We start from the raw sequence: 18,464 nt of genomic DNA on the forward strand, positions 1-18,464 counted from the left end.
CAGTCAATGTAGGGTGCGTCTAGCCTTACACCTTACCACTGGTGAATATCAAATCTCCAATTAATTTACCAAGGACTGCCAATTATTGTGAATCCGGCCCAAAACTTCGGGTGAGAGAAATCTGCATTTGCTGCTTGTGTGGCTTGATTAATGTCGATCGCGCCTTCAGTCCCCCGCAATTGACCGTCTTTTACTACAATTTGTTTGCGGATCATTGCCAGTTGCGCTTTTCTGAGGGCTTCAGCTTTAATGTTTTCCGATCGCAAATTGCCGTAAAACTCGGTCATCAACGCCAAAGTGCCGATATCATTAACTTTCCACAAACTCGCTAGCGCTGATTTTACGCCGCTGCGGACGGCCAGTCCAGCAAAACCCATTTCTGCTGTATTGTCCCCGATCGCAGTTTGGCAGGCACTCAGCACTAATAACTCTACTTGTCGGCGATCGTACCACTTCGCCGATCTAAATTCATCCAGCGCCAAAGAACGGTTCCACAAATGAATCTCAGCTTCCTTGCGTCCGTTTTGATTTTGCGGAAAGCTAGCGTGAGTAGCAAAGTGAACAATGTCAAATGCCTGTTGCTGTCGCTGTTTGCTGAGATTGTTTAGGGTAAAGTTTTCGTTGAGAAAAGACCGTCCCCGCCACAAGGGCAATTCGGCAGCAGGATTGAGAAAACTTTCATTTCTGCTCAATCCCGCTTGATTTTTCCTGTCGCTTCTGATACCGGCGATCGCAGATAATTCGATCGGCACCGCAGGCAAAGCAGGTTTATCAGTGTGGGGAAACTCTGAAGCACCCATCGCTAAAACTTGAGCGTTTTGCAAACTTTGATAATTGGTGTTAGTCAAGCTGACACTAGGAAGTGAGCCTACACTGTACTTTTCTACCAGAAATTGCTTGCCGTCGTGCAAAGCGGATAGCGGCAGTTGGCGCAAACCGGCATCGAAAGAAAACACTAGCGTATCTATATTTAATGCTTCTAAAGTTGAACTAATCGGCGCAATTAACCACTGGTAAAGTTGCTGAGACATGGGCAAATATTCTTCACTTTGCAAATCATTTGATTGACCCAAAAAGCGCTGAAATTCTGCCACGTTTGCCAGCAAAACTGCGCTAGTGACAGGGATGTTTTTGAGAATGGGAGGGCCGTCTGGAACTACTAACACTAGGGATAATTCTTTCAGACGGACGATCGCGTAAACAATTACAGCTTGCTTCCCGGTTTCCTCCTTAATTGTTTTCAGAGTTTCTCTCAGATATTGAACGTTGATTTTTTTATCCGTGAAATTTTCCCCATAATAATTTTCGTAGTCTTGTTCAAACAGTTGGTCAATTAGAGCAACAGCATCATTAGCATTGCCTTGGTCTAAAGTTTGTTCGACGAGCGATCGGCTAATTTGTGAGGGAAAGATATTTGGAATATCTGCAGGTGCGGGATTTTCTGCGATCGGAGGAGGAGTGGGAGTTGGTTCGGGAGTTGGTGCGGGTGCGGGAATTGGTGCGGGCGCTGGAGTTGGTGCGGGAATTGGAGTTGGTTCGGGAATTGGTGCGGGCGCTGGAGTAATACTCGGTGAATCTTGAACAGGCGCTGTATTTATTGCAGCTATTCTCTCCCAAACATCAGAAAGATTGAAATCAAATGGTTCAGAATTAGCAATCGGTAAACTAGGAGTTTGCACAATTATTTCCGGCGGAGTTTCTGCGACTGAAACAGTTAAATTGTCAGTAGATGTCTGTGTAAAAATTAGGTTATTTGCTTCGGCTCCGGCCATCGTATTAACTGACGGGGAGTAAGGAAGTTCTAGGGAGATAATTGTTTCGTTGTTACGCTTCCAATCTAATTGGGTATTTCCCGTTTCAGCATTTTGGTCGAAAGAAGTTTCAGCACCCAATAAATCGCCAATTAAAAAAGCTAACTCCTGTTGGGGAGTTTGGCTTGGGCTGACAGCGGGCGCGGCTACGATCGCACTTGCAGGCGCGGGTACGATCGCACTTGTAGGCGCGGGTACGATCGCACTTGCAGGTGCTGGCTGAATCTGAGTTACAGGCTGGGTTAGAGAGGCAAGAGGGGCTGTGGGCGCGGGATTTGGCGCGTTTGAAGGTTGAGGGGCGATCGCAGGTTGAGAGGCGAGGGAGGAGGTGATTTGGGAAACAGAGGGAAGGGTAGGCCTCGAAGCTAGGCGGGCAGCAGCGTTTGGGGTTGTGGGTGTTGAGGGCTGTGTGGGGCGCGCGCGGGGTGGCAGTACGAATGAATCGGGCAATTCAGGTAGTTGGAAGTCGATGGGAAAACCAGTTATCGGATCGGGTGTTGCCGAAGGTGCGATCGAAGTTTGGGGAATTGGGGCAGGTTCGATAAATATTTGGGGAATTGGGAAAGGTGCGATCGAGCTTTCCGGTGTTGGGGTAGGTGCGACGGGTAAACGCGGTGGGAATTGCCGTGAGGGTGTGCTTGCGGGGGCTGGAGTCGGTGTTGGGGAAGGCGCTGGAGTATCTGCGGGTGTGGGTGCAGGCGTGGGAGTAGCTGCGGGTGCGGGCGCGGGCGTGGGAGTAGCTGCTGGTGTCGGTGCGGGCGTGGGAGTAGCTGCTGGTGTCGGTGCGGGCGTGGGAGTAGCTGCTGGTGTGGGTGCGGGTGTTGGAGTAGCTGCGGGCGTGGGAGTAGCTGCTGGTGTGGGTGCAACTATTGGCGGCGGTACGGAAATAATTTGAATGCGATCGCGATTTTGCGCGAGACTGGGATCTTGTGTGTGAGTATAGGGATATTCGCGATCGGGCAAAATTGTTTGTATGGAATCGCTATTGCCCCTAGTAATTGCACCCGCCGTTCCATTTGTCTGGGAATTGCCGACAATAAAAGGCGTGATTCCCTTGCCTCCGTGGCGGATAATTATTGTACCGCCGTTAGCATCTCCAGGACTTCCAGCCGTAGAAATGCTAGCATTGATGCTGTTTCTGTCTGTGAAGGAATTGAGCGATCGAAAAAAGCTTTCAGTCACAATCGAAACATTTCCGCCCGTACCCGTGTCCTGACTCTGAGCATCAATTTGACTGACAACAATATTGCCGGTCGTGCTGCGGTTAATCGCGGTAACATCGCCCGCATTCCCCTTAGCAGAAGAATCAACTTTTCCAACAGTAATACTTCCGTTAGCGTCGAGCAAGATACTGCCGCCATTACCAGCAGACGAGGTATTGATATCGCCCGCAGTAATATTAGTTCCAGCGCTCAAAGCGATATTACCGCCATTGTTAGGGGAAGTCGCATCGAGATTTTTTGTTGTGATTTCTCCGTTATCACTAAACAAAGAAATTCCGGCGGGTGAGGTGATTTTTTGAGCTGTAATATTATTCGTAGTAATAATGTTAATTGCAGCGGAATTTTTGGGAATATCATCTTGAATACTGACGCTGTTGAGGGCAGTCCCTTTGCCAACAGCATCGCCAAAATCAACACTTCCGGCATCGGGTTGAACAGTCAGACTGTAAGGCCCGTCAACAGTAGACTTAAAAGTAATATCGCCTGTCTCTAAAATTTTGACCGACAGGTCATTACCTAATGTTACCGGAGCGTTAAAAGTAATGTTATTGCGGTTAGTTTCGATCTTGCCACTGGCAGTAATAGAGTCATTTGCCTTAACATCAATATTGCCGCCAGTCACAGTAATACTGGGAGCGAAAGTGCGGGAATTAATGTCCGAGGTCGAAATAGTTCCTTGAGCGTTTATGGTGATATCTCCGCCTTTACCATTTGCCGCAGCGGTAATAATTGGGCCGGCAGTTGTGTCGATATTACCGCCGCTTTGAATGCGAAGATTCCCGCTATTGGCGTTGAAGCCGCTTAATAATAGGGCGCTACCAATTCCTGCCGTACTGATGTTGGTTCCAGCTTCGAGGGAAATATTGCCGCCGTTGTTGCCGCCGATCGCATTGATAATTCCGGCGGTAGTGTCGATCGCCCCGCCGCTTTTAAAAGTAATCGATCCGCCGTCTTGATTGCCGATCGCCCGGATGTCGCTGGTAGTAATATTTCCCCCAGCATTTAGATTAACATTGCCGCCTGTGTTAGTTTTAAGACCGGGAGATGAACCGTCATAACTTGTCAATAGCTGACCTGTAGTAATATTTCCATTGCTATTAGTAAAGTTAAGATTTCCACCCTGTATTCCCGATACTAATACATCGCCTATATTAATGTCACCGCTGGCAGTAGATAAAGTAACATTGCTACCGTTGCCGTTACTAGAATCACCTGCGATCGCGGTTCCTGTTGTCGGTGTTGTGATGCCGGTGCTGGCTTGAATGGTAATATTTCCAGCAGTGCGATCGCCCGTGACATCGATCGCGCCAATATTAATTGTACCCCCACTTCTAAGGGCGATCGTCCCGCCGTTTTGAATTGCGCTTAGATTGAAATTGCCAGTCGTAATATTATCGCGATCTGCTATTAAAGTTATTGACCCACCATTTTCAGGGGCAAAAATTAGACCCAACATCCCATAAGACAAAGTATTTTGGTAGAATTCACCTGTATTAATGCTGCCATTAGTGCTAGTAAAATTAATTATGCCTCCCTGTGTGTTACTCTGCCCTCTACCGTAGGCAGACACTTTACCTGTTGTAATATTTCCATTAGCAGAGAGACGTATATTGCCACCTATATTATCGCTTTGGGAAATAGCATTTATCTCGCCAGTGTTAATAGTTCCATTTACGCTAGTAATATTGATATTTGCAAGATCAGCTTGTTCTCCAAATATACTACCTGAAATTATATCACCCACAGAAATATTACGGGTGGCCTCTAAAGTGATAGAACCAGCAACTCGGGAGGTAGTAATCGATCCAGCGATAATCGATCCTCCATTGGGAGGAAAAATAATTCCTCCCTGTTCGCTGATGATGGTAACATTACCGCTCCTGCTACTAGATATGTCCTGAGCCTTTCCTGTTCCAGAACTATTTATACAAAAAGAACTAATGCAGTTGAAAGATATATCGTTTTTTGCTTTGATAGTAATATCACCCGAATGTATGGTCGCCGCAGAATCTAGACTACCTGTAGTAATAGTGCCACCTGCATTCAAAGTAATGTCACCGGTTGTGAGACTCACACTGATAAGACCTGTCACATTTGCAGTAGAAAGTCTATCTGTAAGGATGTTGCCTCCAGCAGTCAAAGATATTATACCACTATTATCTGTAGAATTGAATGTACTAATCTTTCCTGTTTGAATATTGCCACCCGATCGCAAAATTACCGATGGCGAACTGCCCAATATAAATTCATCACTCGTAGTAGCACCAGCATAAGTTGCATCGGCACTCGTAATATTGATATCTCCATTAAAAGTAATATTTCCAGTACCAGAAGTCGTATCTACCTTGAGAGATGCACCCGTGTAACCCCCTGAAGTATAGTCATCAGGTTGTGTAAAAATTGGATCGTACAGACTAATAAAATTCGCAGGTTTACCGGATAAATCAACAATCGATGTGTTATTTGCGCTCCTAAAGTGAGCATCGGTAGATATTATGCCATCACTCACTAAAGTCAAATTTCCGCCACTCACGAATGGCGTTTGCGAAAGATGATTCAGCGCCAAAAGATCGATACTTTGATTTCCCTGAATGTAGAGATTTCCGCCAGCATTCGCCACAAACGGATTTGCCACACTGTCGCGCACCCGCACTGTATTGTTAGCTAGCAAATTCAAATCGCCAGTTGTACGCAACTGACTTTCAACTAATGTCAAATTGCGATTAGCTGACAGCGTTGCAGTCTCCGCAGTTACTTCTTTAGCAGTGACATCTCCATTCTCTACCTGCAAACCAGAACCAGTTAATTCTATTTGCCCTCCAGCGTTGACTGTCACCCCCGTTGCACTTCCCCCGCCGCCAGTCAACAACTGCGGCAAAGATGCAACTGGCAACACCCAATTTTGAGGCAAACTCCCGGCTATAGATTGTGGCTGAATCTCCAAACTCAACAGATTTCCCGGTTGACTAATTCTGACTAAACTTTCACCGGGAACCGCCGCAACAGTAATATTTCCTCCCGGTGCAGAAAGTTGTCCCGTACTCAAAACCGTGCCGCCCAATAAAGTTAAATTTTGCCCTTGTCCCACAGCCAAATTGCCTAAATTGACAATTCCTCCCGGCTGTGTATTTGTAAAAGCAAAACTATTAGGATTTCCGACTAATTGAGCATAATTATTAGTACCAGCCGCACTAAACCAGTTATTGCCAAAACCGATGCCCGTCGCAGTAGTAGCAGTGAAAGCAGCAGGCACATTCAAACTGGCATTTGTTCCGAAAACAATCCCCGCCGGATTCATTAAAAATAAATTGGAATTGCCGCCCGTTATTTGAATTAATCCGTTAATCAGCGAAGCATCGCCGCCGACAACTCGCCCTAAAATATTGCGGATATTAGGATTTGATATAAAATTGGCAGTTTGCCCTTGAGTTAAACCAAATTCTTGGAAACTGTGAAATAGATTTGCACCGTCGCCGGATTGTTGGCCGCCGTTGATGTTGAATTGGTTGCCGCTGGGAGTAATTTGAGTATTGGTGCCGTCGGTTGCGGGGGTAATTTGGGCTGTGGCTGTTTGGGATGCGGAGAAAAGTCCTATTTCCCACATTGCTAAGGTGGTAAATGAGAGAAAGGTGAGGAAAAAGCGGGTTTTTTTGTGTGTTGATTTCATGGTTTTGTTAGTAGATGATATCGATTTCACTCTGATAATTGCGAAAGCCCACCAGCGCCCTCTGATAGTCCCAAAGTCCGCCAATCCGCCAGGGAATGAATTCCCTGGCTAATAGCGAAAGTCCTCGCTATGAGGACTGTAGAAAAAAGTTTGATAACACTCCGCGGAAGAAGACTGTAGAAAAAGTTTGATATCAGTCCACTTTAGTGGACTTTTGCTTTGAGGCCGGGAATTCATTCCCGGCCGGAATTAACGTCACAAGCCCGGCCGGAATTAACGTCACAACCCCTGCCGGAATTAACGTCACAACCCCTGCCGGAATTAACGTCACAGCCAGTTACTATTTCCTCTGTTCCCTCCTTTGCAAATCCCGCAATTGCTTCTCTACCTTTTGGGCCATTGGCAAATCTCCCAAAGTTGTATATCCATCTTTTGCCATTCGCAAATATTTCATAGCTTCCAGATTATTTCTCATCGCTGAATGAACTTGCCCCAATCCGTATCTAGCTGCTGTCAACTCCTCAATATCGTCAGGTTTCGCCGTATTAATCACCTTGGAATAGTAGACTTCAGCCTGGGGAACCAGTTGTAGCTTTTCCAGATACAAATCGCCCAACGTGCGATAAATGGGCGGTGTTTTCACGCCTGTTTCTTGTAAATTTTCTAAGATTTCTCTTGCTTCGGCAATCAAGTTTGTGTTAAGATAAACGCTAGAAATTGCTAATTTTTTGGCGTTTTCGTTAGGTACTTGTTTGTCGATCGCCCCAACCGCATCCTTAACAGCCTCAACCTGCTTCTCATCCAGCAACCCAAACTCTGTATCTCCTTCTCCCACAGCACTTTCAGAAGAAGCACCCGTATTCGCCTCGACAATTAATCTGTACCTAACACCCGGTTTCAGCGCCGGTTCCCCCGGATAAACAGCCTCAGTACCGCTAACAGTCATTTCCCAGTTTAATTTGGCTCCATTTTCGCGGAGGCTCAACTTATAGCTAGTAGCACCAGCAACCGGATTCCACCGCAAAATTGGCTTGCTGTCGAGCAATTTCGTGCGCCGCGGACTGATAATATAAGGAATTGGCGCGCTATTCCAAGCAATTTTATCGTCGCCGCGATCGGGACATTTAATCAAGTCGCGGCTGCAATCAGATTTCGACTCTTCTTTGGCTAACAAACAGCTATTCAATTGATTTTCACTCCCTGCGATCGACTTAATTCCCAAATCGGCACATTGGATCGTCAGTTGGGCGTTTTGTGCTGTTCGCAGTGTGTCTCCCGGATAAATCGGCGTACCGCTGGTAGGGCGAACAATTAGCCCGTTTTGGCGCTCGATCGCAACTTCTCCGCTACTATGGATAATCAGTCCGTTGGATATTCTGTTACTGGCTGCTAGTGCGGTAGTTGCGATCGAACTTAAAGCTATAAAAACTGCAATCCTGATTTTCACTTGATATTTCCTTTTATTCGTAAATGTTGTTTGGCACTTTGGATACATTGCTCTTGTTCTGGTACGCTAGATTTAGAATATTTAATCGTTTTTTCCCAGTGTTCTAACGCTTCATGTGGCTTACCTTGAGTTTCCATAACCCGTGCTAAAAAACAGTGAGCTTCAGGGCTATTGTCTGTCAATCCAATTGCTGTTTGGAAATCCATTTCTGCATCGTCATATTGCTGTTCTTTCAAGCGTATCCAGCCGCGATTCTTGATACAAGCCGCTTTTACTCCGTCGTATTTAGCGTGTTCTAAACAAAGGTTTATCGCCTTTAAAGCTGGTTGATGTTTATCCTTGCGGATGAATAATTTAGATATTTGAGCAGAAGCATCAGGAAGTCCTCGCAATACAGCATTTTGCATTGCCTCTAACGCACCTCGATCGTCATTCAATTCGTCGCATAACATAGCTAAATTATAGTAAGGTTGTGCATAATTCAGGTTAATTAAGCTTGCTAAATTGTAGAATAATTTAGCAATTAAAGGTTTATTTTGACGGTGGTTTTCCATGCCAATTTGATTCGCAACTGGGGCAAGTATCGGGCCCATTAACATATAACTGCTAGCGGTAATAGCTAAACCGATTCCGAAGCGGTGCATCAAATTAGATATAAAAATAGAGATAAAAGAAAACGATGTCCAGCGGTCAAAAAAGGTAAAAATCCTCAAAAAAGACAGACTACTGCTTAAATTAGCATAGTTATTTATAATTGATGGATTTTGGTTCGCGCTATGCGGTCGCGAAGTATACTTCCTTTTGCCCAAAATCCAAGGTAAAGTCAATCCCTCAAAAGTCGGCTGCTGACACAGCACCGGTATCGCGCTAGCGCCGGGAAAGTCAGACTCCCATCGGCGCAAATCATCCTTAGCTTTTCGCACTGCTAAAAACAAAGGATCTTCTTCGCCTAAATATCTGAACAAAGACTTGACAAAATAGTGAGCGATCGCATCTGGTATGGGCGCGCGCATCACGATAGTTGACGGTAAAGGCAGACCTCCAGCCACTAAATCTGCTGCCAATCCCAGGCTGGAACACGAATTTAAAATTAGCAACTCCAAGCCTTTAAAAATCGATTTTTCCAAGCCCTTTTTTAAATAGTCTACTGTTACAGTATTGTCGATATCCGTCTGATTGATGTGCAGCCACCCGTGGGTAGCATTCCTGTTGCTGTGTCCCCCGTAATATAAAATTTGCCAGTTTTTTTCATCCTCAAGATGCGCGCGCAACTCTTCAGGTTTTGGATGTCTGAGAAATTTTAACTTCTTACAGCGATCGCCCACCGACTTTTTGATACTTTTCTTATCTTTTTTAAGATCAATTCCCTGGCTGTTACCCCACACGCATAAAATTCTACCTCTGGAAGACAGAGGAATTCCTGCTGAGGTGGCCTTTTTGGGAAATTTTCTATACTGGGACGTACTTTGAATTATTTCAGAATTGCTGTAATATTCGCGAAATTTCCACGCATCCCAAGGCAACTCCCAAATATCCGCATCCTTACTTTCTATAAATACTTCAAAGGATGCAGAGCTGCCGCCGCTTTCGCGAAGCTCTTTTCTCAGATTTCGCTCAATTCCCGTGTAAAAATCCTCACTAGCCAGCCATCGGCTCATGGCTTCATTCAAACCTCGATATATAGCACCAGGGTTGTCTTCAGAAATATTTGTTATTCCTGTTTGCTTGATTTTAATCCCAGAAGCGGTTCGGGTAGATATCACCGCACCGCAAATAATTTTCCACCTTGCGTGCAGCTTCTCAACTTCGGGTGCTGGCGGCAAACTTCCTTCAAATTTATAAACTGTTATTCCGCTTTGTTTAATCTCCGCTACGATGTGAGGAAAGCCGTCTTTTAAACTGCCGAACCCTAAAGCCAAGATAATTCTTAAGCTCATAAATTAGATACGGGTAAAGTTAATGACAAAATCATACCACAAAAGTTTCTGTGATGCTTAAATCATCTAAAGTTACTCGAATACTAAAGCTCTCGTTTGGATCTACGTGAAAATCGTTCAGCAAAATGCACAAGTTCTGAACCGTTGATTCTACCTCGTGTAGATTTTCTCCAGTGTCTGATATTAACGACAGTTTAATATTGACTGGCAGGTAAGGTTCTCCGATCGCCGGATGGAGTTGGACGTGAACTCTGAGAGTGCGATCGTCCTCTTCAGCAATAGCAACCAACAAAGCAACACTCGTCCTTCCGAAACGCATTCCCAAGTCTATCAACTTAGCCCGCGTCACATCAGCTTCGGGAAACCTATTGATGCTGCTTTGACGCCCCTGCAAGGCAGATTCTCTTCTCAAATTTCCACCTCCTCGCAATGCAAAATTGGGGTTTTCTTCAGGAAAAATTAGGTTTTCTAAATTTTCTTTACCTTGCTCAATTTTCTGCCAACCTTTTTCTGCAACATTCTTCAACCAATTGCCTAAATTAGATTTAACCGGGTTTTCAATTTCCACAGGGGAAGTCGAAGGCTGCGGATTGAAGATTGATTCAACCGACTCCCAATTAGATGTAAATACATTCTCCAACCACAGACGCAGATTGACTTGAGATTCAGATATATGTTCCAGGTGGAGCAAGAAGTCATCCAGGGAATGCAACTCGCTCAATACTAATTCCCCCGTCCCCGCAGTTGGGGAAAATCCCAGCAATCTTGCTTCCTTTTCATCCTCATCAATTTCTACTACAATATAACCGATGCGTTCCTCCCTGGCTTCTATGGGAACAGGGCAGATTTCAGGTAAATTAGTCGAGGAATATTCCTGGGCATTTTCACCTTGCTTGCCCGCGCTTCTAAGTGGGCGACACTCAATTTTGCCCAAGCCTTTAATATACAAATCTGCCACATTTTCAAAAATGCGAATTACTGGGTCCCAGCTATCGCATTTAGTCAAGTCAGTTTCCATATCTAAAATTTTTAAATAATCGCAAACTGCCAACACTGCCAAAGTGTTGAGATAAAGTTGTTCTACTTTTTGTGGATGGTTGTGTTCGGAAGCAAATTGCCATGCTAGACGAATTGCTTTTTGGGTAATTGGCATTGGCAATGATTGGATTCCGGCAGTAGTATTTTTCATTTTCCTACTTTAACTCCTTGTATAATTAATAGTCATGATTTTCGCGAAAATCAGCCAAAAGAGGGCGACATTTCTTTTTGTAAAAGCCGTGAATTGTCGGATAAGGACAGGCAAACTCTGCTGCTATTGTTGTAAATTTTTGACCCGATGACAAACTTCTCAATATAACTTGACAAGTTAGATCTTTTCGTCCTCGAATGTGCTCGTTTAACACCCCATTAGGGTTAGTCTCGATCCAGATTTTGACTTCTTCAAAGTATTGAATACATTCGAGAATATGGCTTTCATCCTCAGCGGGCAAAATTTCGATTCGATCGATCGGCATTCCGTCTTCTGAAATTTTTTCTCGATCGCATCTCCTCTGATTTTCTCTATCTACTCTGGAAGCCCAATTTAGCAGCCGCCACTTGAAATAATTATTGAACCAAGTTATGACACTGCTGCGATCGCGATTGTACTTAGTGCCAGTGCGGGATTCGCACAAATTGCTATAGAAAAACTCCCACTGTTCTTGCAAAGCGTCTTCATAGTAAGGTACGTTATCCTTCCAGATCAGACCGGAGTTTGTCATTTTAATCACAAGCTGATTCACCAAACGTCTTCGCTTCCAAGAGTTCGAGGTTTCCTGACAAATTTGGGTGACAAGGCTGTCGAACTCTTGATATAGCAGTTGGCGATCGGATGGGTGGTCTTCCCCCTCGGAGGGGATGTACTCATCATTCATAGTTCAGTGCGGCCGCAACTTTGTTCCTACATTTACTTATCAGGGTAAGTTGGAGGAATTTATGCGAAATTCTGAATTTTTTTTGGGCGGATGGTTGAAAGCGTTGCTGTGCGCTGGATTTGGCCGTTCAATTAGATGTGAATTTTTGTTAAGACGCATCAAAACCAAAGAAACCGGGTTTTTGCGATTTATGCAGGTTTGTAACGAAGTATTCTGCGAAAAACCCGGTTTCTGACCACCAGTGCGTAACACCGATCGCCCTTAAATCCCGAAAACACCCGTTATTCCGTACTTTCACTGGTGTTTGCAAAACTTTATCAAAAAAAACTTGAGATTTTTGCATAAAACTACTGAGCTCACCCTGATAAGTAAATAGGAATAACAAAAAGGCTTTAGGGGCGATCGCCCTTTGGTGTTAACAACCAGATCGATCGGGCAATCCGGCTATCTCGTAATTCCGCAGTCCGGCAGGGGTTTAAACCCCTGCCTCAAAGCGAAAGTCGTCTGAAGACGACTGAAGAATTTACAAGTCCTCTTTGAGAGGACTTTAGCTATGAGGCGGGGAATTCATTCCCTGCCGGAATGTGGGGAAGCGGGTTATTCGATCGCCCTTAAAATCCCAAAAACACCCGTTGTTCCGTACTTTCACCAGTGTTTGCAAAACTTTACAAAAAAAATCCGTAGAGTTCTGCATAAAACTACCGAGCTCACCCCGATCAGTAAATAGGAATAACAAAAAGGCTTTAGGGGCGATCGATCTTTGGCGCTAACAACCAGATCGATGGCGCAATCCGGCTATCTCGTAATTCCGCAGCAGTCCGGCAGGGGTTTAAACCCCTGCCTCAAAGCGAAAGTCGTCTGAAGACGACTGAAGAATTTACCAGTCCTCTTTGAGAGGACTTTGGCTATGAGGCGGGGAATTCATTCCCCGCCGGATTGTGGGAAAGCGCGTGATTCGATCGCCCTTAAATCCCGAAAACACCCGTTGTTCCGTACTTTCACTGGTGTTTGCAAAACTTTATCAAAAAAAACTTGAGAGTTTTGCATAAAACCACTGAGATCACCCTGATAAATAAACAGAAGGGAAATTACGAAGTTCGATCGCACTTGTTGAGATTTATTCAAAAGTCGCATCGCGCGTAAATTCCCGATCGAAATCCGAACCAAATTCCCAACGGATATGGGAAAGGGGTTCTTCCGATGTTGGTTTAGTCTATTTCCACGGTTGCATTTATTGAGTTCATTTGAACTGGTAATTGCGACAACAGAGTTGAAGTGCGATCGCACTTCGCGAGACTTCAGTTTGGGTAAATGACGGATATACGACAGCTAGAGAGTACGAAAGTGCAGAAGTGCGATCGGGCTTGTCGATAGAGTCGCTTTGTCAATTTTCAGAACACATTGTATCTACCATGCGAGGATAAATATCATGGCTACTTCTAAAGAATTTGATTTCGATAAAGTCTACGACCAACTGGTTGAAGATGGGGGTAAATCTCATCTTCTCTATGTCAATGGAATTCGTACTCTCGACTTTGAGTTTAATCGTGACCTGAATTTACTTGACGCACAATGGAAAATCCGTAACAATAAATGGGCGCAAGGTGAATCAGGTTTTCGAGGCTCAATTGAACTAGATGACAGATACTTAAATACATCAGGTGGGAAAGATTTTGTAGACCTTGCTTCCTTTGCAACTAATTTTGTCTTTGAAATGGCTCTTAATAATCTTATTAATTTTGATGATTGGAGTCCTAGCAAAGCCAAAGATTATAAAGACGCTCAAGATTCTGGTTTTAATTTAGGTGATTTTTTTGGCTCGTTTCTTGGCAAGTTTCAAAAAGCTTTTGATTTATTTAATGAATTTGGAGAGGCTTATGAATTAGCTAAAAGCTTTGTGAATGTTTTTGCTAGTGGCGGAAGCGCAGTTAATCTTTTCAGCGATGCAGATTTTACAGCCAAGGCAATAAAGTTTCTGCAAAAATTTTTGCCAGAGCCAATTGATGCTGCAATTAATAGTTTGTTTGATGCTCTTAACCCAGATTTAAAGGAAGCTCTCAAACAATTCTGGTATCCAGATATAGCACCTAGTCAGGACGTAAATAGCCTGTGGGTTCCAGATGTAAACAAATGGCTTATTACACCAAATAATTCTCTAATTCTAGTTGGTCACTCTCAAGGCAACTTTTTCCTAGAAGATGGCTTGCAAGAAATCGGAGGAGCTAGCAAGGCAGATCGAATTAAAGTCCTAGCAATGGGTTCGCCAAGTAGCTATATCAATGCGGGCGGTCTTACTTTATATAAAGGAGAAAATGTTTCCAACAATAATCTCAAAAATAACGATCCAGTAACATGGCTTCAACTCGATCAGCCTAACCCATTTGTCTGGGAAAAATTAACTAAAATTTTTCAATTAGGAGTTGGAATGATCGGTCCAGGAATTAGCGAACATGAATTTAACGTATACCTGGCTCAACACAAAAATGTTGTTGATGATTATTTGAAGAATGTTTTCTACGAACTACACCCCAAAGGATTCTATTTCCCCAAAGGAACGGTTACTACGAGTTCTACCAATGATGATGATTGGGTTCAAGGAGATGGTAACATTCAGGGTGGCTTACGCAACGATGTTTTGCAAGGGACAGGTGACAGTGACAATTTAACAGGCGATTCTGGCTTCGACTTTTTGGACGGCGGACCAGGAGGAACTGATACTGCTAGTTACTCCGGCAGTCCAATTGGAATTAAAGTTTGGGCAGACAAAGTTGGTAATTCCGATGTTTACAAAGTTGAAGATGGCTTTGTGGTAAAAGGCGCGAAAACTGTAGACACTCTGGGAAATATCGAAATCATCAGCGGCTCAAATTTTGCCGATCAAATGACTGGCGGTGAGTACAGCGATATCTTCTACGGCCAAGGCGGAAACGACCTTTTTTGGGGACAAAAAGGAGACGATACATTCTACGGTGGCACTGATAATGACACAGCTTACGGCGGCGATGACAATGATGACCTTCGAGGTGATGAAGGCAGCGACGATTTAAGAGGAGAAAACGGCAATGACACTCTCTACGGCGGTCAAGATAACGACTTCCTCTACGGTGGCGATGGCGAAGATGAACTGCGTGGCGAACAAGGTGCCGATGACCTCCGAGGAGAAAATGGCAATGACTCTCTCTACGGCGGCACCGAAAATGATTCCTTATACGGTGGCCAAGGTGAAGACAAACTCTACGGGGAAGAAGGAGACGATGACTTAAAAGGAGAAGAAAACAATGATTCTCTTTACGGCGGAACTGGCAAAGATACCCTCAATGGCGGCACTGGAAATGACGACTTGCGAGGCGAACAAGGCGATGATTTGTTACAAGGAGAAGCCGGAAACGACATTTTATATGGTGGCGAAGACCAAGACCAACTTTATGGTGGATTAAATGCCGACTTACTTTACGGCGAAGCTGGCAGCGACCAACTTTTTGGTGAAGATGGCGACGACATCCTCGATGGCGGTAGCGATAACGATGTCCTTATCGGAGGCAGCGGCGATGACAAACTCTACGGCCGCGCAGACAACGATATCATCCAAGGCAACACGGGCGAAGACTACGCCGAAGGTGGCAGCGGCCGCGACTTCATCCAAGGCAACGAAGGCAACGACATCCTCTACGGACAAGACGGCAGCGACACCATCGAAGGCAACGCAGACGATGACTTCATTGATGGTGGCAACGGCCAAGACTTGCTTTCCGGCAATACCGGAGATGACAGAATTTACGGACAAGCTGGCAACGACATCATCCAAGGCAACGAAAATAATGACTGGCTAGAAGGCGGCGACGGCCAAGACATCATTGATGGCGGGGCCGACGACGATGATATTTACGGACAAGCTGGCGAAGACAATCTTTTCGGCAGTCAAGGCCAAGATTACATCGACGGTGGTGACGGCAAAGATACTCTGTTTGGCGGCTTCGATGATGACGTACTTTTAGGCCAAGGTGGCGATGACACTCTCAACGGCAACGCTGGCAATGACGAATTATTTGGCGGTACTGGCGATGACTCGTTAATCGGAGAAATCGGCGATGATTTAATTGACGGGGGAGAAGGAGTCGATCTCGTTAATTACAAAAACTCTCCCAGTGGCGTTATCGTTAATATTGACGAAAATAGCGACTACGACAACAACACCAACCAACGTTTCAAAGAATTCGTCACCGCAGTTAATCCCAGCGAATATTACACCGAACTCGAACGGGACTTTGAAATTGCGGCCGGTACTGGTAAAGACGGTTTTGGCACTACCGATGCTTTGAGAAATTTAGAAGATATCATCGGTACTCGCTTTGAAGACATCTTAATGGGCAACGAAAAAGATAACCGAATTTGGGCATTAGAAGGCAACGATTTATTAATTGGCAATGCCGGCAATGACTCATTTTACGGCGGAGAAGGCATCGACATTCTCAGCTACCGCCGCGACCCGAACGGCGTTACTGTGAATTTACAAACAGGCGATGCTACCGACGGCTGGGGAGACCAAGACAAAATTGCCGATATTGAAAACGTCGCCGGTTCTCGGCATGACGATAATATTACCGGCGACGATACCGTTAACGTTATCACTGGCGATGCTGGGGACGATCGCATTTACGGACTCGCTGGCCACGACAAACTCTACGGCGAATTCGGCAACGACCTAATCTACGGCGGCGAAGGCGGCGACAGCATCTACGGCAACCAAGACCGAGACACCCTATACGGTGAAGCCGGTCGAGACTACATCCGAGGTGGCGATGCCGACGACTTAATCTACGCCGGTAGCGATGACGACACCGTTGCCGGAGACGCTGGTTACGGCAACGACACAATTTTTGGCGAAACAGGCAAAGACCTACTCTACGGTGGCGCTGGCGACGATTTCGTGTACGGCGGCGAAGACAAAGACACCATCTACGGCGAAGGCGAAAACGACAAACTCTACGGAGAAGCAGACACCGACCTCATCTACGGCGGCACCGGCGACGACGAACTCTCCGGCGGCGACGACCAAGACACCCTCATCGGCGAAGCCGGCAACGACACTCTCGCAGGCGATGCAGGCGACGACACCCTAGACGCCGGAACAGGCAACGACTATCTCTACGGCGGTACCGGCAAAGACACCCTGAATGCCGGCCTCGGCAACGACCAACTCTACGGCGGGGACGATGCCGACATCCTCCTAGGCAAAGAAGGCGACGACAACCTTTACGGCGAAGCGGGCGACGACACCCTCGATGCAGCAGAAGGCAACGACAACCTCTACGGTGGCGATGGCAAAGACATTCTCGATGCCGGAATTGGCAACGACCAACTTTGGGGTGGTCAAGACGATGACACTTTATACGCCAAAGCCGGCGACGACAACCTGTTTGGCGAAGGTGGCAACGACACCCTCGATGCAGCAGAAGGCAACGACAGTCTCTACGGTGGCGACGGCAAAGACATTCTCGATGCCGGGATTGGCAACGACTATCTCTGGGGTGGTCAAGACGACGATACTTTATCAGCCCAAGCTGGCGACGACTACCTGTTTGGCGAAGGCGGCAACGACAGCCTCGATGCAGCCGAAGGTAACGATTCCCTTTACGGCGATAGTGGCAAAGACTTTCTCAATGCTGGCGCAGGCAACGACTATCTCTGGGGTGGTCAAGACGACGACACTTTATCAGCCCAAGCTGGCGACGACTACCTCTACGGCGAAAACGGCGATGACATCCTCGATGCTGGCGAAGGCAACGATTCCCTCTACGGCGAAAACGGCAAAGACATTTTAGATGCCGGAAGTGGCAATGACTATCTGTGGGGAGGTCAAGGCGATGACACTTTATCAGCCAAAGCCGGCGATGACAACTTGTTTGGGGAATCTGGCAACGACATCCTCGATGCAGCAGAAGGCAACGATTCCCTCTACGGTGGCGACGGCAAAGACACCCTGTTCGGTCAAGCTGGCAACGACTTATTGCAAGGCGGTTTCGGCGACGACTCACTCTTAGCAGGCGACGGCAACGATACCCTTCTCGGTCAAGCTGACAGCGACACTCTGTACGGCTTCGGTGGCGATGACATCCTGGAAGGCAACTCAGGGAAAGACCGACTTTTTGGGGAACTCGGCAACGACTCCCTCGACGGCGGTACTGAAAACGATACCCTCGAAGGCGGCGACGGTAACGACATTCTCGACGGTGGTGATAATAACGACAGTTTGTTCGGACAAGTCGGTAATGACACGGTTATCGGCAACCGTGGCGATGACATTGTTGACGGCGGTTTGGGCAATGATTTGCTTCAGGGCAACCAAGGGCGCGATCGAATTTACGGTCAATCCGGCCTCGATACCCTGTTCGGTGGCGACGATAGCGACACTCTTTGGGGAGGAGACGACGCGGACAACTTGCTGGGAGAATCCGGCAGCGATACC

General features: G+C 46.1%; 6 protein-coding genes. 1 reads left to right on the top strand and 5 read right to left on the bottom strand.

The genetic code is table 11. From position 1 onward, the window contains the following. Positions 1-65: 65 nt before the first annotated feature. The 5 genes from QUA43_RS24555 to QUA43_RS24575 form a co-directional block, all read right to left on the bottom strand. A complete protein-coding gene (locus QUA43_RS24555; protein ID WP_445301999.1) occupies positions 66-6,638 on the bottom strand; it encodes a CHAT domain-containing protein in 6,573 nt (2,190 codons plus the stop codon). Between the two features lie 403 nt (positions 6,639-7,041). After that, positions 7,042-8,148: a hypothetical protein gene (locus tag QUA43_RS24560; RefSeq protein WP_333377196.1), complete on the bottom strand. Its 1,107-nt coding sequence runs from the start codon at positions 8,146-8,148 to the stop codon at positions 7,042-7,044. Next, positions 8,145-10,085, bottom strand: coding sequence for a CHAT domain-containing protein (locus QUA43_RS24565; protein ID WP_333377198.1), 1,941 nt, complete (start codon positions 10,083-10,085; stop codon positions 8,145-8,147). Before QUA43_RS24565 ends, QUA43_RS24560 begins: the two co-directional genes overlap by 4 nt. Positions 10,086-10,116: 31 nt before the next feature. After that, positions 10,117-11,274, bottom strand: coding sequence for a DUF1822 family protein (locus tag QUA43_RS24570; RefSeq protein WP_333377200.1), 1,158 nt, complete (start codon positions 11,272-11,274; stop codon positions 10,117-10,119). Between the two features lie 25 nt (positions 11,275-11,299). Next, positions 11,300-11,998, bottom strand: coding sequence for a hypothetical protein (locus QUA43_RS24575; protein ID WP_333377202.1), 699 nt, complete (start codon positions 11,996-11,998; stop codon positions 11,300-11,302). A 1,429-nt stretch (positions 11,999-13,427) separates the two neighbouring features. On the opposite strand from QUA43_RS24575, the gene QUA43_RS24580 reads away from it, so the two are divergent. Beyond that, positions 13,428-18,464, top strand: a 5,037-nt coding sequence (locus tag QUA43_RS24580; protein WP_333377204.1) for a calcium-binding protein, incomplete at its 3' end; no start/stop codon positions are given.

This window comes from Microcoleus sp. N9_B4, from assembly GCF_036701635.1.
GTDB lineage: Bacteria > Cyanobacteriota > Cyanobacteriia > Cyanobacteriales > Microcoleaceae > Microcoleus.